The sequence below is a fragment of the Kutzneria sp. CA-103260 genome (genome assembly GCF_018263855.1).
Taxonomy (GTDB): Bacteria; Actinomycetota; Actinomycetes; order Mycobacteriales; family Pseudonocardiaceae; genus Kutzneria.
On the sequence record NZ_CP073318.1, the window covers coordinates 5046541 to 5069159 of the forward strand.

The 22619-nt window shown below is 70.8% G+C and carries 22 protein-coding genes; 16 read left to right on the forward strand and 6 right to left on the reverse strand.

Annotated elements, in window-relative coordinates; genetic code table 11:
- Positions 1-34: 34 nt before the first annotated feature.
- On the reverse strand, positions 35-3406 hold the full coding sequence (locus tag JJ691_RS21785; protein ID WP_211770565.1) for a S8 family serine peptidase: 3372 nt from the start codon (positions 3404-3406) through the stop codon (positions 35-37).
- Between the two features lie 325 nt (positions 3407-3731).
- On the opposite strand from JJ691_RS21785, the gene JJ691_RS21790 reads away from it, so the two are divergent.
- A complete protein-coding gene (locus JJ691_RS21790) occupies positions 3732-5423 on the forward strand; it encodes a cytochrome c biogenesis protein DipZ (protein ID WP_211770566.1) in 1692 nt (563 codons plus the stop codon).
- On the opposite strand, the gene JJ691_RS21795 is transcribed toward JJ691_RS21790, so the two are convergent.
- Together JJ691_RS21795 and metK are read right to left on the reverse strand one after the other, a co-directional pair.
- Positions 5410-6696 (reverse strand): MFS transporter, encoded by a 1287-nt coding sequence (locus JJ691_RS21795; protein WP_211770567.1) that lies wholly within the window; start codon positions 6694-6696, stop codon positions 5410-5412. The genes JJ691_RS21790 and JJ691_RS21795 overlap by 14 nt on opposite strands.
- Positions 6693-7880 carry a methionine adenosyltransferase gene (gene metK / locus JJ691_RS21800; RefSeq protein ID WP_211770568.1) on the reverse strand — a complete coding sequence of 396 codons (1188 nt, stop codon included), beginning with the start codon at positions 7878-7880 and terminating at the stop codon, positions 6693-6695. Before metK ends, JJ691_RS21795 begins: the two co-directional genes overlap by 4 nt.
- 198 nt (positions 7881-8078) lie before the next feature.
- Here metK and JJ691_RS21805 point away from each other — a divergent pair, with 198 nt between their 5' ends.
- The 7 genes from JJ691_RS21805 to JJ691_RS21835 are packed head-to-tail and all read left to right on the forward strand — an operon-like array spanning position 8079 to position 14151.
- Complete coding sequence (locus JJ691_RS21805) at positions 8079-9422, forward strand: ANL family adenylate-forming protein (protein ID WP_211770569.1); 1344 nt, start codon at positions 8079-8081, stop codon at positions 9420-9422.
- Complete coding sequence (locus tag JJ691_RS21810; protein ID WP_211770570.1) at positions 9419-10138, forward strand: SDR family NAD(P)-dependent oxidoreductase; 720 nt, start codon at positions 9419-9421, stop codon at positions 10136-10138. Before JJ691_RS21805 ends, JJ691_RS21810 begins: the two co-directional genes overlap by 4 nt.
- A complete protein-coding gene (locus tag JJ691_RS21815; RefSeq protein WP_211770571.1) occupies positions 10132-10401 on the forward strand; it encodes a phosphopantetheine-binding protein in 270 nt (89 codons plus the stop codon). Before JJ691_RS21810 ends, JJ691_RS21815 begins: the two co-directional genes overlap by 7 nt.
- A gap of 23 nt (positions 10402-10424) precedes the next feature.
- Positions 10425-11111 carry an AfsA-related hotdog domain-containing protein gene (locus JJ691_RS21820; RefSeq protein ID WP_211770572.1) on the forward strand — a complete coding sequence of 229 codons (687 nt, stop codon included), beginning with the start codon at positions 10425-10427 and terminating at the stop codon, positions 11109-11111.
- The gene (locus JJ691_RS21825) at positions 11108-11926 is read left to right on the forward strand and encodes a methyltransferase domain-containing protein (RefSeq protein WP_211770573.1); all 819 of its coding nucleotides are present in this window, start codon (positions 11108-11110) and stop codon (positions 11924-11926) included. Before JJ691_RS21820 ends, JJ691_RS21825 begins: the two co-directional genes overlap by 4 nt.
- On the forward strand, positions 11923-12618 hold the full coding sequence (locus JJ691_RS21830) for an HAD family hydrolase (protein WP_211770574.1): 696 nt from the start codon (positions 11923-11925) through the stop codon (positions 12616-12618). The genes JJ691_RS21825 and JJ691_RS21830 overlap by 4 nt, the downstream gene beginning before the upstream one ends.
- A gap of 60 nt (positions 12619-12678) precedes the next feature.
- A complete protein-coding gene (locus JJ691_RS21835) occupies positions 12679-14151 on the forward strand; it encodes an NAD-dependent succinate-semialdehyde dehydrogenase (protein ID WP_211770575.1) in 1473 nt (490 codons plus the stop codon).
- On the opposite strand, the gene JJ691_RS21840 is transcribed toward JJ691_RS21835, so the two are convergent.
- A complete protein-coding gene (locus JJ691_RS21840) occupies positions 14120-14614 on the reverse strand; it encodes a MarR family winged helix-turn-helix transcriptional regulator (protein ID WP_211770576.1) in 495 nt (164 codons plus the stop codon). The two genes, JJ691_RS21835 and JJ691_RS21840, sit on opposite strands and share 32 nt — an antisense overlap.
- A gap of 84 nt (positions 14615-14698) precedes the next feature.
- Here JJ691_RS21840 and JJ691_RS21845 point away from each other — a divergent pair, with 84 nt between their 5' ends.
- The 6 genes from JJ691_RS21845 (at position 14699) to JJ691_RS21870 (ending at position 20588) form a co-directional block, all read left to right on the forward strand.
- Positions 14699-15913 carry an MFS transporter gene (locus tag JJ691_RS21845; protein ID WP_211770577.1) on the forward strand — a complete coding sequence of 405 codons (1215 nt, stop codon included), beginning with the start codon at positions 14699-14701 and terminating at the stop codon, positions 15911-15913.
- Between the two features lie 79 nt (positions 15914-15992).
- Positions 15993-16301, forward strand: a complete 309-nt coding sequence (locus tag JJ691_RS21850; RefSeq protein ID WP_211770578.1) for a YciI family protein — start codon at positions 15993-15995, stop codon at positions 16299-16301.
- Entirely contained in the window at positions 16298-17863 is a 1566-nt protein-coding gene (locus JJ691_RS21855; protein ID WP_211770579.1) for an FAD-binding oxidoreductase, read from the forward strand. Before JJ691_RS21850 ends, JJ691_RS21855 begins: the two co-directional genes overlap by 4 nt.
- Positions 17864-17880: 17 nt before the next feature.
- On the forward strand, positions 17881-18861 hold the full coding sequence (locus JJ691_RS21860; protein WP_211770580.1) for a carbohydrate kinase family protein: 981 nt from the start codon (positions 17881-17883) through the stop codon (positions 18859-18861).
- 138 nt (positions 18862-18999) lie between these two features.
- On the forward strand, positions 19000-19509 hold the full coding sequence (locus tag JJ691_RS21865) for an ImmA/IrrE family metallo-endopeptidase (protein ID WP_211770581.1): 510 nt from the start codon (positions 19000-19002) through the stop codon (positions 19507-19509).
- Positions 19506-20588 (forward strand): MAB_1171c family putative transporter, encoded by a 1083-nt coding sequence (locus JJ691_RS21870; protein ID WP_211770582.1) that lies wholly within the window; start codon positions 19506-19508, stop codon positions 20586-20588. Before JJ691_RS21865 ends, JJ691_RS21870 begins: the two co-directional genes overlap by 4 nt.
- On the opposite strand, the gene JJ691_RS21875 is transcribed toward JJ691_RS21870, so the two are convergent.
- Both JJ691_RS21875 and JJ691_RS21880 read right to left on the reverse strand, forming a co-directional pair.
- Positions 20579-21061, reverse strand: coding sequence for a hypothetical protein (locus tag JJ691_RS21875; protein WP_211770583.1), 483 nt, complete (start codon positions 21059-21061; stop codon positions 20579-20581). The genes JJ691_RS21870 and JJ691_RS21875 overlap by 10 nt on opposite strands.
- Positions 21062-21064: 3 nt before the next feature.
- Entirely contained in the window at positions 21065-21307 is a 243-nt protein-coding gene (locus JJ691_RS21880) for a helix-turn-helix domain-containing protein (protein WP_211770584.1), read from the reverse strand.
- Positions 21308-21467: 160 nt separating this feature from the next.
- Here JJ691_RS21880 and JJ691_RS21885 point away from each other — a divergent pair, with 160 nt between their 5' ends.
- Positions 21468-21893 (forward strand): helix-turn-helix domain-containing protein, encoded by a 426-nt coding sequence (locus tag JJ691_RS21885; RefSeq protein WP_211770585.1) that lies wholly within the window; start codon positions 21468-21470, stop codon positions 21891-21893.
- 192 nt (positions 21894-22085) lie between these two features.
- Positions 22086-22616, forward strand: coding sequence for an EF-hand domain-containing protein (locus JJ691_RS21890; RefSeq protein WP_211770586.1), 531 nt, complete (start codon positions 22086-22088; stop codon positions 22614-22616).
- Positions 22617-22619 lie beyond the last annotated feature (3 nt).

A 22619-nucleotide genomic window follows, 5' to 3' on the forward strand; every position in this document is an offset into this window, starting at 1 on the left:
TAGTGTCCGACGGGGTCCCCGTACCGCAACAGGCTTAACCGATCGTGTAGCTGTACGGAACGCCGGCCAACTCGTCCCCGCTGAGCAGGACGCTGTTGAAGTTGTCCAGGTACAGCACGCCGCTGACCGTCGTGCCCTTCGCCCCGGTCGGGGTGATGGTCACGGTGATGGTCGCGGTCTGGCCCGGGGCCAGCTGCGTCGGCGCGAAGGCCGGCGCGTTGGCGTCCACGCTCAGCCGCCACAGGTCACCGGTGTTGCTGGTGGCCGCGGTGTCGAAGGCCTGGGCGTGCACCTGCGCGGCCAGCGTGGCCGAGCCGGTCACCTCCGCGTTGGTCGGGCCGACGGCGGTGGCCAGGGCCAGCCACTGGCCCTGCGTGACCTCGGACGCCGCCGAGGTGGCGGTGGCCGAGTTGCCGCGCGGCGAGCCGTACAGCTCCGGCACCCCGCTGAAGGCGGAGGCGTCGAAGTCGGCCGGGATCGTCGCGTTCTGCTGGATGGTGAACGACCGGGCCTCGGTCGGCACCAGCCACTCGGTGCCGGTCGCGGTGGCCGGCTGCGGGAACTGCTGGGCCGCCGTGGTCGGCGGGACCACCACCAGGTCCTGGTCGGTCTCCGTGGTCAGGCGCGGGTCGGCGAACACGGACTCGGGCGCCACGCCGGTGTTCTTGACCTTGATCTTGACCTGGATCGGCTTGCCGGCCGGGACGGCGCCGCTGGGCAGGCCGTCGAACGACGCGTCGACCGCGTTGAACTTCAGGTGCCCGGTGAACGGCTGGGACAGCGCCGTGCCGCTGACGCCCTGGTTGACGTTGATCACCAGTTCCCAGCGGCCCTTCTCCGGCGCCCGGACGTAGGACTGCAGCGTCTTGGTCCGGACCGTGCCGTTGGCCCCCGGCTGCTGGTTGGTCGACAGCGACAGGATCTGGCCGCTGGGCGACTTCAGCGCCGCGTAGACGGTCTGGTTGGGGTCGCCGCCGAGGCTGACGTCCAGGCCGAAGTCCTTCTTGCCGGCCGGCACGTCGAACCAGTACGTCTGGGTCTGGGCCGGCGCGAAGTCACGGCCGTTGCCGCCGACGATCGTGCCGCTGAACGCGCCGTCGTTGGCCGGCGTGATCAGGCTGCGCAGCGTGAACGGCACCGAGGTGACCGCGCCCAGCGGCGTGTCCAGCTCCACCGCGGCCGACAGGTCACCGGGCTGGCCCGGCGTCTTGGCGGTGACGTGGAAGGTGCCGGACTGGCCGGGCTTGAGAGTCAGCGTCGACGGGCTCACCGAGCCGAAGTCGGTGTACTTGGTGCTGGTGAACTCGTAGGCCACGTTGCCCTTGAACCCGGTCTTGCCCTGGGTCACGTAGAACACCGCGGTCCAGTTGCCCGGCGCCGGGTAGCGCACGTCGACCCGGCCGTGGTTGGCCTGGCTGCTGCTGTTCTGCGGCCGGGAGTCGGACTGGTAGACGCCGTTGGGGTCGATCAGGGCCAGCCGCACCGTCGCCGACTGCGACGGGTTGCCTGGCCAGGCCAGGTCGCCCTGCAGGTGGTCGGCCCCGAACGGCACCTGGAAGGTGGTCTTGGCGTACACCCGGGTGGCGCTGGTGCCGTCGATGAAGGTCGGCGCGGTCGTCGAGGTGGCGTCCAGCGCGACGCCGCTGGTGGTGTCGGACAGCGTCTTGCCCAACACGCGACCGTGCGCGGACACGGTCTGGGTGTTGGGGCTGGTGTTGGTGACGGTCAGCGGCTCGGTGACGCTGCTGCCGGGCTTGGCCGCCGCGGTCAGCTGGGTGTCGCCGCCGGTGGTGGTGGCCAGCAGGCCCGCGCCCTGCGCGGCCGGCTTGCCGTTGCTGTCCTGGATGGACATCGCGGCCCGCACGGCGGCGTACGTGTTCAGCTCGCCCGCGCCCTGCTCGTCAGCCGGCTGGCCGAGGTCGCTCGCGGTGCCGGTGAGGATCTGCTTGACCAGCTGCGGGCTCGGCTTGGCGCCGTGGTGGGTGTTCTTGTACGCCTCGATGACCAGCGCGGCGCCGCCGGCGATGAACGGCGAGGCCTCGGAGGTGCCGCCGAACGTGCGGATGTTGGACGGGCGGCCCTGCTCGTCGGTGCAGCCGGCGAAGCGGGGATCGGCGTCGCACACCGACCAGCCGGACTCGCCCGGCGCCACCAGGTCGGGCACCCGGCCCAGGTCGTCGACGCCGCCCGAGGACAGCGCGGACATGTTGTCGTTGGCCCAGGTCTTGGCGAACGTGCGGGCACCGCGCTCACCGGTCTGCGCGTACAGCCGGTAGTTGGTGACCGAGCCGGCGGAGATCACGTGCGGGTCGACCGCGGGCGTGCCGATGGTGCCGCTCGGGCCGGCGTCGCCGGTGGAGGCGACAACCGTGACGCCCGCGGCCACCGCGGCGTCGTTGGCCAGCGCGACCGGGTCCACGCCGTCGGCCGGGAACGGGTTGCCGCCCAGCGACTCGTTGATCACATCGACGTTGTCGTTGTTCACGGCGTAGTCGATGGCCTGCAGGATGATCGAGTTGGTGACCAGCTCGGCGCTGCCGAAGATGTTCAGGCCGACCAGGCTCGCGCCCGGGGCGATGCCCCGCACGGTGACGTTGCAGCCCTTGGGCAGCGGGTGCGCGGCGGCGACCACAGTGGACAGGTCGTAGTTCACGCGGCCCTGCGCCGCGATGGAGCTGGCGTCGCCGAAGGCCTCCTCACCGGACTGCGGGCCGTTCGGGTCCGTGCCGGAGAAGTCCTGGTAGTCGGTGAAGACGTGGCTGCCGTCGGCCCGGATGAAGTCGGGGTTGTTCGGATCCATGCCGTCCGCGATCCACGCGACCGTCACGCCCTTGCCGTCCACGATGTGCTGCGCCTGCGGCGTGCTCGGGTTGGTGTAGGCGGTGTGCGTGGTCTGCAGCGCCTCCGGCTCCAGCAGGGGCTTGCTCGGGTCGGTCGGGCAGGCGCCCGCCGCCAGCGGCTGGTCCGGGGGCGGCGTCGCGGCCGCCTTGATCTGCTGCTTCTGGGCCGCGTCCAGCGGCTTGACCGCCCGGGTCCGGTCCGGCACGACCGCGGCCACGTTCGGGTCCGCGGCCAGCTTGCCCGCCTCGGCGTCGGTGACCTTGGCCGAGAAGCCGTTGAGCACGTCGAACGACTTCACGTTCTGCGCGCCCACCTGCCTGGCCTGGTTGACCAGCGGGGCCTGCTCCTGCCCCTCGGTCTGCTGGCGCTGGCCGCGCTGGGCCTTGGGTGATAACTCGGGGTGCTGGTTCCTGAGCACCACGATCACCGACTGCTTGCTCCCCTGGGCCAGCGCCGCGTCGGCGGCGGCCGCGCCGGCGGCCATCGCGCTCGGGCCGGTCGCGGCGAGCACGCCGGTGACCGTGGCCACGACGAGCACCAGTCTTCGGCGTTGTTGGCGGAACATCCGCGCACACCTCATTCCGGGCGACTCCACTTCGGACCGCCGGAGCCTATGTGTGATCTCCGCCGCGGAGCAGGTCAGAAAGAGGGGTAGTTTCGGGCTTATCCGTAATTACGGACAGAACGCCACTGTAACTGTTAACAGCAAAAGGGACGGTGCGACCGAATGGCGACTGGCGGTTCCGCTTCCGTGGGCGTAAAAGCCGTGTGTGGAACGGTTGATCACCTAGTGAATCCGGTCAAGTGCGTACCGTAGCACGCCCTTGCGCCGGCCGCCGTAAGAGATCGGTAACCGCGGACAAGGCTATGCGGGCAGTAGCCTTGCCCACATGGTCACGTTGGTCGTGGTGGGGTTTCTGGCCGGGGTGATCACCAGCCTGTCCCCCTGTGTGCTGCCGGTGCTGCCGATCGTGCTCACCTCGGGCGGCCCGCAGCGCCGCAAGTGGCGGCCGTACCTGGTCATCGCCGGTCTGGTGCTGAGTTTCGCGCTGTCCACGCTGTTCGGCTCGCTGGTGCTGAGCGCGCTCGGGCTGCCCCAGACACTGCTGCGCGACGCCGGCATCGCGGTGCTCGTGCTGATCGGCGTCGGGCTGCTCTGGCCCCGGTTCGGGGATCTGCTGGAACGGCCGTTCGCGCGGCTGTCCGGCCGTGCGGTGAATCCCGACGGCAACGGAATCGTGCTCGGTCTCGGACTCGGACTGCTATTCGTGCCGTGCGCCGGCCCGGTGCTGGCGACGATCGCGGTCATCGGCGCCAATCACACGTTCAGCGCCGGCGCGCTGGTGCTCACCGCCGCGTTCGCCATCGGCTGCGGGGTGCCACTGCTCGTTCTCGCGGTCGCGGGCGACGCCATCACCCGCCGGGTCGCGGCCATTCGCGACCGGGCCCGCGGATTTCGCATGGTCACCGGCGCGGTCATGCTGGTGGTGGCGGTGGCCATCGCATTCAACCTGACCGACGGATTGCAGACAGCGGTGCCCGGATACACCGAAGCGTTGCAGCAATCGGTGGAGAGCAATTCGGAGGCCCAGGGCGAGCTGCACAAGCTCAACAGTCCCGCGTCCGGGTCGACCGACAACACCGCCGCCGCCCCCGGCGCCAACTGCACTCCCGGCGGCCAGACGCTCCAGGACTGCGGCAAAGCGCCCGAGCTCACCGGCATCACCGACTGGCTCAACACCAAGCCGCTCACCCTCGCCGGCCTGCGCGGCAAGGTGGTGCTGATCGACTTCTGGACGTACAGCTGCATCAACTGCCAGCGCACCCTGCCGCACGTCGAGTCCTGGTACAGCGCCTACCAGAAGGCCGGGCTGGAGATCATCGGCGTGCACACCCCGGAGTTCGCCTTCGAGCACGACACCGCCAACATCGAGGCGCAGGCCAAGGCGCTGGGCGTGAAGTACCCGATCGCCGTGGACAACAACTACGCGACCTGGAACGCCTACAGCAACCAGTACTGGCCGGCCGAGTACCTGATCGACGCCAGCGGCCACATCCGGCACGTGAGCTTCGGCGAGGGCGACTACTCCGGCACCGAGCAGCTGATCCGCCAGCTGCTGACCTCGGCTTCGTCCACTGTGGACCTTCCCGCCGAGACCGAGGTCGCCGACACCACGCCGTCCGAGCAACAGACGCCGGAGACCTACCTGGGCTCACAGTACGCGCCGCTGCACGTCAGCGGCGGCACGCCGAGCGGCAGCACCCTACAGGCGTTCCAGTTCCCGCCGTCGCTGCAACCCGACACCTTCGCGTTGGCCGGCAGTTGGAAGGCAGCCGACGCCGAGTCCATCACCTCAGGGCCGGGCGCGAAGCTGGAACTCAGCTATCAGGCCAAGTACGTGTATCTCGTGCTCGGCGGCTCGGGAACGGTGACGGTGCGGGCAAATGGCCAGACCCAGACCATCGCCGTGTCCGGTGTGCCGAAGCTGTACACCCTTGTGGACAACGGGCCGTACCAGCGTTCGACCCTGACCCTGGACGTCACGCCCGGCGTCGACGCCTACGACTTCACGTTTGGCTGAGGTGTCTGCGGGTTCCCTTGCCCAGCAGGAGAACCACCGCGACGGCGCCGGCATAGCAGGCGGCGAACACGATGAAGACGGTGCCGGCGGAGCCGGCCTGCACCAGCGCGCCAGTGAGCAGCGGGGCGATCAGGCTGGCCAGCCGGCCGGTCCCGTTGGCCCAGCCGACGCCGGTGGCCCGCAGCCGGGTCGGGAACAGCTCGGGGGTGTAGGGCACGATGCCGCTGAACCCGCCGTCCTGACAGAAGGACAGCGCATAGCCGGCGACCACCAGCCACAGCATCGTGTGCTGCGCGCCGAAGACCAGCATCGCGGCGGCGGCGCACAGCCCGGTCACCACGACCATCGCCGGCCGGCTCACCCGGTCGGCGAACAGCAGCGTCACCGCCCGGCCGGCGATGGCCGCGAGCTGGAATCCCAGTGTGTACAGGAAAACCTCGGCCAGCGGGACCCGCATCAGCACCAACAGCGTCGGCAGCCAGAGGATGATGCCGAAGTAGGCGAAGCTCCAGGCGAACCACAGCAGCGAGGCCAGGGCGGTGCCGCGGCGCTGTGCCGGGGCGAAAAGCCCGGCGGAGGATCCGGTGGCGGGCGCGGGGTCGATGTCCGGCAACGCCTCGCCCGGTGAGATCCAGGCCAGCGACCGCCGCGCCTGTTCCACTTTCCCCGTGGATGCGAGGAATCGCGGTGTCTCCGGCAGCCAGGCCCGGACCACGGGGATGAGCACCACCGGCGCGAAGCCGAGCAGGAACGCGCCGCGCCAGCCGAACGCCGGCAGCACCAAGGGCACCAGGCCGGCGGCGGCCAGTCCACCGGCCGGGAAGGCGATGGCCCACAAGGCGATCAGCCGCCCGCGCCAGCGGGCCGGCACGAACTCGGACATCAGCGCGGTGTCGATGGGCACGAAGCCGCCGATGCCGAGGCCGGCCAGCACCCGGCACACCATCAGCTGGGCTGGGTCCTGGGCCAGCGCCCCCAGCGCCGAGAAGCAGGCGAACACGGCGATGGTGAGCTGGATGCCGGGCCGGCGGCCGACACGGTCGCTGAACACGCCGAACAGCACCGAGCCGATCAGCATGCCGACCATGCCGGCGGAGGTGATCAGGCCGACCTGTTGCGGGCTGAGCGACCACTCCCGCAGCAGCTGCGGCGCGACCAGCGACATGATCTGGAGGTCCATCGAGTCGAAGAAGAAGCCGACCGAGCAGACCGCGAACACGAACCAGTGCCGAGCGTTGAGTCTCGCGACGGCGACCGCCGGCGCGGCCGTCATGAGAGCTGGGACCGCAGTGCCTCGGCGCGGTCGGTGCGCTCCCACGGCAGGTCCAGGTCCGGCCGGCCGAAATGGCCGTAGGCGGCCGTCGGTGCGTAGATCGGCCGCAACAGGTTCAGGTCCCGGATGATCGCGGCCGGGCGGAGGTCGAAGACCTCGTTGATGGCCTGCTGGATCTTGGCCGGGTCGACGTTCTCGGTGCCGAAGGTCTCCACGAACAGACCCACCGGGGCCGCCTTGCCGATCGCGTAGGCGACCTGGACCTCCGTCCGGGACGCCAACCCGGCCGCCACCACGTTCTTGGCCACCCACCGCATGGCGTAGGCCGCCGAACGGTCCACTTTGGACGGATCCTTGCCGGAGAACGCGCCGCCGCCGTGGCGGGCCATGCCGCCGTAGGTGTCGACGATGATCTTGCGGCCGGTCAGGCCGGCGTCACCCATCGGACCGCCGATGACAAAACGGCCGGTCGGATTCACCAACAGCCGCACGTCGTCCGTGTCCAGGCTCAGCTCGGCCAGCTCCGGCAGCACCACCTGCTCACGGACATCCACCGCCAGCATGGCGTCCAGGCTGATGCCGTCGGCGTGCTGCGAGGACACGACCACCGTGTCCAGCCGCACCGGCTGGTCGCCGGCGTACTCGATGGTCACCTGGGTCTTGCCGTCAGGCCGCAGGTACGGCAGCGCACCGTTCTTCCGCACGGCCGTCAGCCGACGGGAAAGCCGGTGCGCCAAGGCAATCGGCAGCGGCATCAACTCCGGCGTGTCGGTGGTGGCGTAGCCGAACATCAGGCCCTGATCACCGGCACCCTGCCGGGCGATCTCGTCCTCGGCCGACTCCACCCGCGACTCGTACGCGGTGTCCACACCCTGCGCGATATCGGGCGACTGCGACCCGATGGCCACGTTCACCCCACAGGAATTGCCGTCGAAGCCTTTCGCCGACGAGTCGTAGCCGATCTCCAGGATCTTCTCCCGCACGATCGTCGGGATATCGGCATACGCCTCGGTGGTGACCTCACCGGCCACATGCACCTGGCCGGTGGTGATCAGCGTCTCCACCGCGACCCGACTCCGCGGGTCCTTGGCCAGCAGGCCGTCCAGCACGGCGTCGCTGACCGCGTCACAGATCTTGTCCGGGTGGCCTTCGGTGACCGACTCTGAAGTGAACAACCTGCGCATGGCCCCAGGCTGGCAGAATCGCCGGCGCCGGGCATCAGGGTTAGCCCTCATAGCGTTTTTCCTTGCGCCACAGCGTTGTTGACACCGGCCGCGATCATCGGTGTAGTCTCCGTCCCGTCACGTCCTCAACTCTTCGTTGATCTGGTTCAACCAGCAGGCCCGTCGTCTGGGGGCGACGGGTGGCGACGGGAGACGCAAGTGAACCACTCGTTCCTGACCAGGCTGGCCGGCTTCGGCGCGGCCGAGGCCATGATCGTCGACGGCGTGCCGCACGACTACGCCAGCCTGTGCGCGCTCGTCGGCGACTGGACGGCCGAACTCGACCGGCACGGAGTGCGCGCCGGGGACGTGGTCTGCCTCGAGGCCGCGTACTCCCCCGCGGCCTGCGCGGCGCTGCTGGCGCTCATCGCCCGTGGCGCGATCATCGTGCCGCTGTCCTCGACGCCACCGGCCAAGCGCGCCGAATTCCTCGCCGTGGCCGAGGTCGAGTCCGTCATCACGGTGAAACCCAACGGCAACAACACCTTCACATCGACCGGCGGCACCGCGTCGCACGAGCTCTACGGGCAGCTGCGGGCCACCGCCACCCCCGGCCTGGTGCTGTTCAGCTCCGGAACTTCGGGCCGCAGCAAGGCTTCCCTGCTCGACTTCGACAAGGTGCTCGGCCGCTACGGGGAGCCGAGCCGGCCGCGGCGCACGCTGTCCTTCCTGAGCCTGGACCACATCGGCGGCATCAACACGCTGCTGCACACGTTCAGCCAGGGCGGCGCGATCATCACCGTGCCGGAGCGCACGCCCGACGCCGTGTTCACGGCGATCGAACGAGACCAGGTGGGCGTGCTCCCGACCACGCCCACCTTCCTCAACATGGCCCTGGTCTCCCGGGCCTACGAGCGGCACCGCACGGACTCGCTCGAACTGATCACCTACGGCACCGAGCCGATGCCGCCGAAGACGTTGGACCGCCTGCGGTCCGCGCTGCCCGGCGTGCGGCTCAAGCAGACCTACGGCCTGTCCGAACTGGGCATCATGCCGACCCGGTCGCGCGCCGACGACTCGCTGTGGCTCAAGATCGGCGGCGCCGGCTTCGACTACAAGATCGTCGACGACGTGCTGTGGGTCCGCTCGGACATGGCCATGCTGGGCTATCTCAACGCGCCGGCCGACTTCGACGCCGACGGCTACTTCAACACCCAGGACGTGGTCCGGGTGGACGGCGACTACGTGCGCATCCTGGGCCGCCGCTCGGAGATCATCAACGTCGGCGGCGAGAAGGTGTACCCCAGCGAGGTCGAGGGCGTGCTGCTGGAGATGCCCAACGTCGCCGACGTCACGGTCAGCGGCCGGCAGAGCCACGTCACCGGCATGGTGGTCAAGGCGACCATCCAGCTCATCGAGGACGAGGACGAGCGGGCGGTGCGGCGGCGGGTGCGGGAGTTCTGCGGCCACCGGCTGGAGCCGTTCAAGGTGCCGGTGGTGGTCGAGGTGAACCGGGAACGCCAGTACTCCGAGCGGTTCAAGAAGATCAGGAGCGTCCGGTGACCGGCCGGGTCGCGGTGGTCAGCGGCGGCAGCCGGGGCCTCGGCCTGCTGCTGGTGCGGCGGCTGCTGGCCGAGGGCTGGCGGGTGGCCACCTTCAGCCGCAAGCCGAGCGCGGCCACCGACGAGCTGGCCGGCGCGAACTTCCTGTGGCAGCAGGCGGATCTGGCCGACCCGGACTCGCTGGCGGCGTTCACCGCCGCGGTGCGCGACCGGTTCCAGCGGCTCGACCTGTTGGTGAACAACGCCGCGGTGCTGCACGAGGGCCTGCTGCTGACCATGCCGCCCAAGCGGATCGCCGAGCTGGTCACCGTGAACCTGACCGCGCCGATCCTGCTGGCGCGTAGCTGTGCCAAGCAGATGAGCCGCAGCGGCGGCGGCTGCGTCGTCAACGTCTCGTCGATCAACGCCATCCGGGGCTTCCGCGGCGTGTCGGTGTACGCCGCGGCCAAGGCCGGGCTGGACGCGTTCGGCCGCAGCCTGGCCCGCGAGCTCGGGCCGCTGGGCATCCGGGTGAACTCGGTGGTGCCCGGCTTCTTCGACAGCGAGCTGACCTCGCACGTCGAGGAGCGCACCCGCGAGCGGATCGAACGCCGCACCCCGCTCGGCCGGCTCGGCACGGCCGACGAGGTGGCCGACGCCGTGCTGTTCCTGGCTTCCACCGGGGCCGGCTTCGTCACCGGCCAGTCCATCGTCGTCGACGGAGGTATCACATGCTGACCCAGGCACAGGTCCGGACCACCGTGCATGAGGTGGTCACCGACCTGTTACGCGAGACGCAGCCCGAGCCGCCGGCGCTGACCGGTCGGGAGGAGCTGCACACCCTCGGGCTGAGCTCGCTCACGCTGGCCCGGCTGGTGATCGAGCTGGAGGCCGCCATCGGGGTCGACCCGTTCGCCGAGGACGTGGTCATCTCCGACGTCCGGTCGCTGGACGACCTGGTCACCGTGTACGAGCGCGGCCTGGCCGCGACCGGCGCCTGACCGGCCCGGGAGGAGGGGAATCCATGGGCGAGGACCGACTGGTCGTCGTCGGCGACCGATTCGAGGACTTCCTGGCCAATCCGGGCACCATCGCGGCCTCCCGGCTGCGCGCCGACGAGCTCGGCGACCAGGAGCTGGTGGCCGGGCAGGGGCTGTCCGGCGAGCTGCTGGCCGAGCTGGCCAAACGCTGGGACGTGCCGGCGCCGGCCCGCCGCGAGCTGACCCACAAGCGGGCGGCCAAGAACGTGATGATCGGCGAACCGTCCCTTGTGGACGGTGTGTGGACCGCGCCGCTGGTGCTGGACGAGCGCAACGAAGTGCTGGAGGACCACATCACCGGCCAGCACGTGCCGGCGGTCGCGCTGATCGAGGCGGCCCGGCAGATGTGGACCGCGGTCACCGAGCTGCGCTACCCGCCGAGCGCGCCCAGCCGGTTCGTGATCGAGCAGCTGCGGTCCCGGTTCGACACGTTCGTCTTCCCCCTGCCGACGGTCGTGCGCTACCACCTGGTCGCGCACGAGCAGGGCCCGGTCGGCCAGCGCTTCCACGCCACCCTGACGATCAGCCAGCGCGGCGCGGTGGCGGCCGAGTTCGACGTGCACTACCGGGTCATCGTCAGCAAGATCGGCGCCAAGCAGGAGGCCATGGCCGCCCGGCAGGCGCTCACCGATGTGAAGTCAACCAGCGACATGGAGGAAAGCCGGTCATGAGCAGCGCCACCGGGAACATCGGCAACTTCACCACGGTCGACCGGGCGCCGGACGCGTCGTGGTTCATCGACTTCATGGACATCGCCAACGCGCTGCCCGAGTACCGCGCCATGAAGGACGACCTCAACGCCACCCTCGGCGACATCGCCGGCCGGACGGTGCTGGAGGTCGGCTGCGGGACCGGCGACGACGCCCGCGAGGTGGTGGCGCTGGTGGGGGCCGAGGGCAGGGTGGTGGCCACCGACCTGAGCGAGACCATGCTGGCCGAAGCCCGCCGCCGCAGCGAGGGTTCCGACCTGCCGCTGGAGTTCCGCGTCGCGGACCTGAGCGGCCTGGACTTCCCCGACAACAGCTTCGACGGGGCACGGGCCAAGCTGGTGCTGATGCACTGCGAGGACATCGAGACCGGCCTGAACGAGCTGGTCCGGGTGTTACGGGCGGGCGGGCGGCTGTCGGTGTTCGACTACGACTTCGACACCACCATCGTCGACCACCCGGACGAGGCGGCCACCCGCGAGGTGATGCGCTGCTTCTCCGACGCCCACCGCAACAAGTGGAGTGGCCGGCAGCTGTACCGCCGAATGCTGGACCGCGGCCTGCAGGACGTCACGGTCTCGCCGCACACCGTCGTGATGCCGTTCGAGTTCTTCCGCACGCTGGCCGCCGGCCGGCTCAAGACCGCGCAGGAGAACGGCGAGCTGGCGCTGACCGGCGAGCAGCTCAGCCAGTGGTGGCAGCCGCTGCTCGCCGCCCAGGAGCAGGGCCGGTTCTTCGCCTCCTTCACCGGCTTCGTCGTCGGCGCGACCAAGCCGTGAGCGAGACGACCCAGGCGGCGCGGACCTTCGCGTTCTTCGACGTCGACGACACTGTGGTCCGGATCAAGACGATGTTCTCGTTCCAGGACTACTACTACACTCACACCGGTCTGCTGCCCTCGGTGCTGGGCAAGCGCAGGGCGGCGCGGTTCGAGGCCGAGCGCCAGCACTACCTGGCCACCGGCCGGCCCCGCGAGGACCTCAACCGGATGTACTACCGGACCTGGCGGGGCCGGCGGCCCGAGCGGGTGGCCGAGCTGGCCCGGCGCTGGTACGAGGAAGTCCGGGCGATGCCGGGCGGGCTGTACTTTCCCGGCGCGCTGCGGGCCCTGCGCGAGCACCAGGAGGCCGGGCACGAGATCGTGTTCGTGTCCGGGTCCATGGTGGACATCCTCCGCCCGATCGCCGACGAGCTCGGCGTGACGCGCATGCTGGCCACCCGGGTCGTGGTCGAGGACGGGTGCTACACCGGGGAGATCGTGCCGCCGCAGACGATCGGCGCCGGCAAGGCCGAGGCGGTGCGGATGTTCCTGGCCGCCGAGGCGGCGACCGGCGCGGACTGCTGGGCCTACGGCGACGACCGCTCGGACGTGCCGATGCTGTCCGAGGTCGGCCACCCGGTGCTGGTGTCGGACCGGGCCGAGATCGCCGACCTGGCCCGGGAACGCGGCTGGCGGCTGGTCCAGCCCTGATCAGCGGGCGGGTCGTGGCACGGCCACGGCCCGCCCTCGATTCGTTGGAAGGAAACACCGATGGTGTCCACCACGCTCCTGCGCGAGGCGGCTCTGGTCGACGGGCAGTGGCGGGCCGCGGCCGACGGCCGGGTCTTCGACGTCACCGATCCGGCCACCGGCGCGAAGATCGCCGCCGTGCCGCTGATGGCCGAGGCCGACACCGAGGCCGCCATCGCGGCCGCGGCGAAGGCGTTGCGCCCGTGGCGCAGGCGCACCGCCAAGGACCGGGCCGCCGTGCTGACCCGCTGGGCCCAGCTGATGACCGAGCACGCCGACGAGCTGGCCGAACTGCTGACCACCGAGCAGGGCAAGCCGCTGGCCGAGGCCCGCGGCGAGATCGGCTACGCCATCTCGTTCCTGACCTTCTACGCGGCCGAGGGGCAGCGGGTCCGCGGCGAGATCATCCCGGCCACCGCCGAGGACAGCCGGATCATGGTGCTGCGCCAGCCGATCGGCGTGGTCGGCTGCATCACGCCGTGGAACTTCCCGGCGGCCATGATCACCCGCAAGGCCGCGCCCGCGCTGGCCGCCGGCTGCACGGTGGTGCTCAAGCCGGCCGAGCAGACCCCGTTGTCGGCGCTGGCCATCGCCGCGCTGGGACAGGAAGCCGGGCTGCCGGCCGGTGTGCTCAACGTGATCACCGGCGACGCCCCGGCCATCGGCCGCGCCCTGTGCGCGAGCCCGACCGTGCGGCTGATCTCGTTCACCGGGTCGACCGAGGTCGGCAAGCTGCTGTCCGCGCAGTGCGCCGACACCGTCAAGCGGCTGACCCTCGAACTCGGCGGCAACGCGCCGTTCCTGGTCTTCGAGGACGCCGACCTGGACGCCGCGGTCACCGCCGCGGTGCTGTCGAAGTACCGGCACAGCGGGCAGACCTGCGTGTGCACCAACCGGTTCCTGGTGCAGGCGTCGATCGTCGAGGAGTTCACCCACCGGTTCACCGCCGCGGTCGGCAAGCTCGCCGTCGGCAACGGCAAGCAGCCCGGGGTCGACGTCGGCCCGCTCATCGACGCCGACGGGCTGGCCAAGGTGGCGGCGCACGTGGACGACGCCGTGCACAAGGGGGCGCGGCTGCTGGTCGGCGGCGCCCCGCACGCGCTGGGCGGCACGTTCTTCCAGCCGACGGTGCTGGCCGACGTGACGCCGCAGATGCGGGTCATGCGGGAGGAGACCTTCGGCCCGGTCGCCGCGATCACCTCGTTCGACACCGAGGAAGCCGCGGTGGAGTTGGCCAACGACACCCGATCCGGGCTGGCCGGCTACTTCTTCACCAACGACCTGGGCCGGGCCTGGCGGGTCGCGGAGGCGCTCGAGGTCGGCATGGTCGGCCTGAACACCGGTTTCCTGTCGGTGGAGGTGGCGCCGTTCGGCGGGGTCAAGGAGTCGGGGCTGGGCCGGGAGGGCTCGCACCACGGCATCGAGGACTTCGTGGAGACGAAGTTCGTGCACATCGGCGGGATCAGCTCTCCTGGTGCAGCAGCAGGCTCCTGAGCAGTTCGGTCAGCCGGGCGCGGTCGGCCGCGGGCAGCGAGTCGGCCAGCCCGGCACTGGCCCGCGTGTGCGCGACGACGGCCTCGCCGGCCAGCGCCCGGCCCGGCTCGGTGAGGGCGGCCAGCAGCGAGCGGCGGTCGTCCGGGTCCAGCCGCCGGGACACCAGGCCCCGGGACTCCAGCCGGGTCAGCCGCTTGGTCAGGCCGCCGGAGGAGATCAGCAGGGACCGGTTGAGCGCGTTGGGCGTCAGCTCGTAGGGCGGGCCGCTGCGCAGCAGGGTGGCCATCACGTCGAACTCGCCGGGGTCCAGGCCGTAGGGCGCGAGCGCCTTGGCCAGGTGCTGCTCCAGGTTGCGGGCCACCCGGGAGATCCGCTTGGCCACCGCCATCGACTCCAGCGGCAGGTCGTACGGGGACCGTCGCCACTGTTCCAGCAGCACGTCGATGGCGTCGTCACGGTCCACGCCGACCACTCTACCAGGCTCGCTTCCCGGAAAGTTTCTCGCCGGAAAATTGTTTACTGGTGAGATATACGCTAGCGTGAGTTCATGTCCACGCCCCGCGTCGCCCCGTCCGCGCCCGCCGCCGCGCCCTCGGCCGGCGGCCGCGCCAGCCTCGCCGTCGGCTTCCTCACCCTGCTGGTGGTGGGCACCGACCTGTTCGTCGTCTCCCCGCTGCTGCCGGCCATCTCGTCCCGCTTCGGCGTCACGCCGGGCGAGGCCGGCAACACCGTCACCCTGTTCTCGATCGTCTACGTGCTCGGCGCGCCCTGGTTCGGCTCGCTGGCCGACCGGATCGGCCGCCGCCGGGTGCTGGTCATCGGCCTGGTCGGCTTCGGCGTGGCCAACCTGCTCACCGGCCTCGCGCCCTGGTTCTGGCTGCTGCTGGTCGCCCGCGTGCTGGCCGGCCTGGCCGCCGCCGCGGTCAGCCCGTCGGTGTACGCGCTGGTCGGTGGGTCCGCGCCGGCCGGCAAGCGCGGCGCCTGGATGTCCACCGCGGTCGCCGGCTTCCTGATCTCGCTGACCACCGGCGCCCCCAGCGGCACCGCGCTGGCCGCCGTTCTGGGCTGGCAGGCCGTTTTCGTGGTACTGGCCGCGCTGTCCGGGGTGCTGGCCGTCGTCAACGCCTTCGCCTGGCCCACGCCGGCCACCGGCGCCGCCGCCGCCACGCCGCCCCCGATCGCCCTGTCGGTCCGGCTGCGCGCCGTGACCGTCACCGGCCTGTGGGGCTTCGCCGTCTACGCCTTCTACACCTACCTCGGCACCGGGCTGAGCACCGACGCCCACCTGTCCACCGGCCTGGTCGCGCTGGCGCTGATCGTCTACGGGGTCGGCGCGGTCATCGGCAGCCTCGGCGGCGGCCGGCTGGCCGACCGCTACGGCGCGGGCCGGGTGGCCACCACCAGCCTGGCCCTCGTCGCGGTGATGCTGCTGGTCGTCGACCTGCTGCTGCCCGCGTCGACCCCGCTGCTGCTGGCCTCGCTGCTGGTGTTCGCGGTGTGCGCCTACCCGTGCCTGCCGTCCTACCAGGCCCGTCTGGTCGCCACCTTCCCGGCCAACAGCGGCTCGCTGCTGGCCTGGAACAGCAGCTCGATGTACCTGGGCACGTCCCTGGGCTCGGCGGTCGGCGGCCTGCTGCTGGCCCCGCTCGGCTTCCGCTCCATCCCGGTGGTGGCGGCGGCGGTGGCCGTGCTCGGCGCGCTGTTCTGCGCCTACTGGGCGATCAGCCGCAAGTCCACAAGGGACGCCGCGCATCAGGGTTAGCCCCGATGCCCGCCGGCCGCCGGTGAACTAGCGTCGTCCCTGGTCGTTCTCCTTGTCCCGCAACGAAAGGCGCGCGTCGATGCTCTGGGTTGTGCACTGCCTCGACGGTCCGGACGCGGCGCGGCTGCGCCCGGTGCACCGGGCGGAGCACTCGGCCCGGCTGCGCTCCGGCCTGGTGGCTCCGGTGCTGTACGGCCAGCTCGTCGGCGACGACGGCGAGCCGGTCGGCAGCCTGATCGTGCTGCGGGCCCCGGACCGCGAGACCGTGCGCCGCTACGTCGACGAGGACCCGTTCACCGTCAACGGAATCTGGCAGCGGACCACCGTGAGCGCCTTCGTGGAGTCGACCAACTCACCGGCCCGGATCGAGGAGAGGGAGACCCCATGACCAGGCACCTGCCCCCGGACATGGACCAGGACCGGTTGGACCGGGCGCTCGCGGAGTTACGTTCGGCGCTGGGCGCGAAATGGGTGCTGTCCGACGAGTCGGAGCTGGTCCACTACCAGGACCCCTGCCCGATCTACGAGGCCGACCACTTCAGCCCGTCGGCCGCGGTGCTGCCGGGCTCGGTCGAGGACGTGCAGGCCACGGTCCGGATCGCCACCGAGCACGGCCTGCCGCTCTCCCCCATCTCCACCGGCAAGAACCTCGGCTTCGGCGGCGCGGCCCCACGGCTGCCGGGCGCGGTGGTGGTGGACCTCAAGCGGATGAACCGAATCCTGGAGGTGGACGAGAAGTTCGGCTACGCGCTGGTGGAACCGGGCGTGAGCTACTTCGAGCTGTACGACCATCTCCGGGCCCGCGGCAGCAAACTGATGCTGGACGTGCCCGACCTGGGCTGGGGCGGCATCATCGGCAACACCCTGGAACGCGGCGTCGGCTACACGCCCTACGGCGACCACCTGTCCATCCAGTGCGGCATGGAGGTCGTGCTGGCCGACGGCGACGTGGTGCGCACCGGCATGGGCGCGCTGCCCGGCAGCAACACCTGGCAGCTGTTCAAGTACGGCTACGGCCCGCAGTTCGACCCGATGTTCACCCAGTCCAACTACGGCATCGTGACCAAGCTCGGCATCTGGCTGATGCCCGAGCCGGCCGGCTGCCAGGCGTACATGATCACCCTGCCGCGCGAGGAGGATCTCGGCGCGGTGGTGGACGCGGTGCGGCCGCTGCGGTTGAACGGCACCATCCCGAACGTGCCGACGCTGCGCAGCCTGCTGCTGGACGCGGCGGCGGTCGGCCCGCGCTCGCGGTTCTTCACCGGCGCCGGCCCCGTGCCGGACAGCGTGGCCCGCAGGATCGCCGACGAGCACGGCATCGGCCAGTGGAACTTCTACGGCGCGCTGTACGGGCCGCCGGCCGTGCGCGCGGCCACCTGGGAGGTGATCAGGGACGCGTTCGCCGGCATTCCCGGCGCCGGCTTCCACTTCGAGGGCGAGCACCCCAGCCCGGTGCTGGCCGCCCGGGCGAAGATCATGGCCGGGCAGCCCAACCTGGACACCTACAAGATCCTCCAGTGGCACGACAACGGCGGCCACATCGACTTCGCCCCGGTGTCGCCGGCCACCGCCGAGGACGCGATGCGGCAGTACGAGATGGCCCGGGACCGCTGCCGCGAGGCCGGCAAGGACTACATGGGCAACTTCATCGTCGGCCGCCGGGAGATGCACCACATCTGCATGCTCATGTTCGACACCGCCGACCCGGCCGACCGCGTCGCCACCCTGGACCTGTGCCGCACGCTGATCCGCGAGGCGGCCGAACTGGGCTACGGCGAGTACCGGGTGCATCCGGCGCTGATGGACGAGATCGCGGCCACGTTCAGCTTCAACGACAACGCGCTGCTGCGGCTGAGCGAGAAGATCAAGGACGCGCTGGACCCCGCGGGCGTGTTGGCGCCGGGCAAGCAGGGCATCTGGCCGCGGCGCCTGCGCGGCCGCAACCTCTAGAGCGGAACGGGAAAACCTTGCGACTCGTGGTCACCGGATCGATCGCGACGGACTGCCTGATGCGGTTCCCGGGCCGGTTCGCCGACCAGTTCGTCGGCGACCGGCTGGACCGCGTCTCATTGTCCTTTCTGGTCGACGAGCTGGAGATCCGGCGCGGCGGGGTGGCCGCGAACATCGCGTACGGGCTGGCGCAGCTGGGGCTGCGGCCGGTGCTGGTCGGCGCGGTGGGCAAGGACTTCGGCGAGTACCGGCGCTGGCTGGACTCGCACGGGGTGGACACCGGTTCGGTGCTGGTGGCCGAGGAGCTGCACACCGCTCGGTTCCTGTGCACCACCGACTCCGACCACAACCAGATCGCGTCGTTCCACGCCGGCGCGATGTCCCGGGCCCGGGACATCGCGCTGGCGCCGATGCTGCGGACCGGCGCCGACCTGGTGGTGATCTCCCCCAACGATCCGGAGGCGATGCTCCGGCACACCCGTGACTGCCGCGAATCGGGCATCCCGTTCGTCGCGGATCCCTCGCAACAGTTGGCCTATGTCAACGGAACCCAGATGCGAGCGCTGATCGAGGGCGCGACCTGGTTGTTCACCAACGAGTACGAGCGCGAGCTGCTGCTGGCCGGCATCGGGTGCACGGCCGAGGACGTGTTGTCGAGGGTCGGTTCCTGGGTGACCACGCTCGGCGCGGACGGGGTCCGCGTCGAGTCACGCGGGACGGAACCCATTGTGGTAAAAGCAGTCACGGTCGAAGTGGTTGACCCGACCGGGGCCGGCGACGCGTTCCGCGCGGGTTTCCTGGCCGGAGTGGAGGCCGGCATGGGCACCGCGCGGTCGGCGCAACTAGGTTGTGTGGCGGCGAGTTTCGCCTTGGAGTCACCGGGTCCGCAGTCCTACACGATCGCACTGACATCGCTGCTCTCGCGGCTGGGCGCGGCCTACGGCCACGACGCGGAGATAGAGCTGGCGGCCCGAGTCCGGCCGGTGCGCGAGCGGTAGCGCGCTTGTCAACCGGCAACCGATTTGGCAGCATCGAGCGAAGGCGGTGTCGCGCCGCGCCGCAGTGCCACGGTTGCTGGGGGCGATCTGTTGGACGGCAAGGAACGTGTCACGCGCAGGGTCCGGCGTCTGCTCAGAATGTGCGAGACCCGCTTCACCGAGTGGGGACTGGACCGGCCGTTCGATCTGACCGGTCTGGTCGAGCACCTGAGCAGAAGGCGGAACCGGCTTATCCATCTGGTGCCCGCACCGATGGGCGCGGCCAGGCCCTCGGGGATCTGGCTGCGGCTGCCGGCGATGGACGTCGTCGTTTACGAAGCCGACACCAGCCGGACCCACCAGGAACACATCATCGCGCACGAGCTGGCCCACATCCTCTGCGGGCACAGCACGACCGCGCCGGTGGCCGACGCGGACTCACGTCTGATCTTCCCCGACCTGGACCCGCAACTGGTGCGGGACATGTTGCTGCGCGCCGATTACGACAACGGCCACGAGCTGGAGGCCGAGGTGATGGCGTCGGCGATCCTGCAGCGGATGAACGCCCGCCCGCCCGAGCCGGCGGCCATGGACGGCAGCCCGGAGACACGCGAGGTGCTCGACCGCCTGGAACGCTCCTTCTACATCGGCGGCGGTGGCGCCGGGTGACCACGGTCCTGCACACCTTCTGCCTGGTCGTCGGATTCGCGATCCTGCTGCACAAGGTGTGGGGGCTGGCCCGCGGCCAGCGCGCCGACGCCGTCGCGGTGGCCTTCTGCCTGTACGTGGGACTGTCCGCGCTGAGCTACCTGGTGCTGCTGCCGCCGGTGTACGTGTTCGTGGACGAGCTGACCGGCATGCCCAACAGCGCCGGCCTGTGCTCCGGGATGAGCGTGCTGGGCCTGACCATCGCCCAGCAGTTCCTGCTGATGCACTGGACGTACCGCCCGGCGGACGCGAAACGCCGGGTGCGCAACCGGTTCACCCTGGCCGCGCCGATCTTCACCGGCTACGTGGTGACCTACTTCGTGTTCGAGCCGCGCCAGCGGCGCTTCGACGACTTCTACGTGCAGTACACCCACCAGCTCGCGCAGGCGCCGTACCTGGTGATCTACATCCTGGCCTGCATCATCGGACAGGTCGACGTGGTGCGGCACTGCTGGCGCTACGCGAAGATCTCGCACCGGGGCTGGTTGCGGCGCGGCATGGTCACCACCGCGATCGGCGGCGCGGTGATCCTGGTGTACTGCGCGGTGCGGGTCGCCGACCTGCTCGCCGGGCCACTGGGCGGCGATCTGCGGCCGTTGGAGCCGCTCGCGTGGGCGTGCGGCGACATCGGGTCGATGCTGGCGCTGATCGGTTGGGTGCTGCCGACCATCGGCCCGCGGCTGTCCGCCGCCCGCCGGTGGCTGCGGGCCCAACGCGACTACCACCGGCTGTATCCGCTGTGGCGGGCCCTGTGCGCCGAGGTGCCGGTGGTCGCGCTGGATCCGCCGACCTCGACCTGGCGGGACTTCTTCCGGTTGCGGGACATCGACTTCTGGCTGCACCGCCGGGTGGTGGAGATCCAGGACGCGCGGCGGGCCCTGCGCCGCGGCGAGGACGTGCCGACGGCGATCGCCGCGACCCAGGCCCGGGCCGACGACCGGGCCGAGGTGGCGCCGGCCGACCGGGACCTGCGCGACGAGATCCGGTGGCTGACCGAGTGGGCCGACGAGTTCGTGGCCTACCAGCGGAGTCAGCGTTGACCGGTGTAGCCGGTCGGCACCTCGGCGCCGGTGGCGAGGTCGTAGATCGACCGCTGCCGGTGGGCGACGCCGGCGCTGATCGCGTCGGTGCGGTCCGGCACCAGTTCGACCAGGCTCAGCACAACGCGTCGGCCGGGTCGGTCGTACCAGGCGCCGACCAGCAACGCCGGATCGTCCCGCAGCTGCTCGGCCTTGTCCTCGAGATAGGCCCGCAGCGCCGCCGGCCCGCCGCCGTCGAAGAACCGGTCGGCGGGCTCGATCCGCGCCGTGGCCCGGCCGGTGGCCACCGCGTAGCCGGCTTTCGGGCCCTGGCCGTCCCGCGGGTCCACGGTAAAGCCGCCGGTGCGGCCGACCAGCGTGACCAGACCGTCCACTTCGGACTGGAAGGCCGGGAACGGCGGCCCCCCGTCAGCCGCCAGCACGAGCAAGCCCGCGGCGACGATGGCGCAGACCGTGACCGGTGTGGACGGCACGGCTCATGCCCGCCGTCCGTGCAGGTAGGTCACCGCGGCGAGCACTCGCCGGTGCTCGTCCGGCCGGGGTTCCAGCTCCAGCTTGGTGAACAGGCTGCGCACGTGCGCCTCAACCGTCTTGGGGCGCAGCCGCAGCCGGCGGCCGATGGCCAGGTTCGAGCTGCCCTCGGCGACCAGCGCCAGCACCTGCATCTCACGATCGCTGAGCCGATCGAGCAGCGTGTCGGAGCGTTCCGTGGTGGTCACTCAGCCCCCTCGACCAATGGACGATCCAGTTGAACTGACAGTTGAATCTACGCCGGTCGACCGCGGTCGGCGGCTGTGAGTTCGGTCACTTCGCGATGGGACTGCCAGTTGATACAGTTGGACTGGCGACGCGACGAAGCCTCGGCAGTGAAGGACGGACATGGCTCAGGACAAGGGCGAATCCGTGCTCGCCGAGCGACTGGACGGCCTGTTCCGGTCCAGCCGGCCGCGCGGCCGCACCTGGACCAACGACGAGGTCGCGACCGAACTCAAGGCGGTCAATCCGGGGCTGCGGGTCAGCGGGGCGTACCTGTCCGCGCTGCGCACCGGCAAACGCGAGCGGCCGTCCCGGGAACTGCTGGACGCGCTGGCCGCCTTCTTCGGCGTCGCCCCGGCGTACTTCTACGACCGTGACCACGCCGACCAGACCTCCCGCCAGCTGGCCATGTTGGACGAGCTGCACCAGGCCGGCGTCCGGTCCATCGCGCTGCGGGCGGTCGGCCTGCCGCCGGAGAGCCTGGACGCGGTGACCGCGGTGCTGGACCAGATCCGCAAGCTACAGGGCCTGCCGCCGGTCGACGACTGATCGCGGTTTGGCCAGGGGTGTCCCCCGACTGCCGCACACTGTGGCACGTTTGCCGTATTGCCTTGCGGCGTCAGGAAAACCGAGGCGATGACCGATTGACACCTTCCGGTGAAGGGTTGTTGTGCGCCTCCCGGGCCGACCCCACACTGGCATCGCCATCGGCGGAGATCCGACGAGAAAGGCGGCGCGGGCGTGCGCGAGGAAGCCCTTGACCGAGTCAAGCTCATCTTCCAGCTGTTCGACGTGAACCGGAACGGCTATCTCGAACCCGATGATTTCGAACTGATGAGCGGCCGGGTGGTCGCGGCCGCCGCCGCGTCCGGCGACGCCGCCCGGGAGGCCATCGCGGCCGCGTTTCGCCAGTACTGGGCCACCTTGGAAACCGAACTGGACACCAACGCGGACGGCAAGGTGAGCTACGACGAGTTCACCGCCTGCGTGCTGGCGCCCGAGCGGTTCGACGGCACCATCGCGCAGTTCGCCGACGCGCTCTCAGCGCTGGGCGACCCCGACGGCGACGGCCTGGTCGAGCGACCGGTCTTCGTGGCCCTGATGGAGGCCATCGGCTTCGGCGCGGACCAGATCCACGACCTGTACACCGTGTTCGGGCCGGACGACAACGACCGGGTGCCGGTGCCGGTGTGGCGGGACGCCATCGTCGAGTACTACCGCCCGGACAAGGCCGGCATCGCCGGCGACCGGCTGGTCCCCGCCGAGGGCTGACCG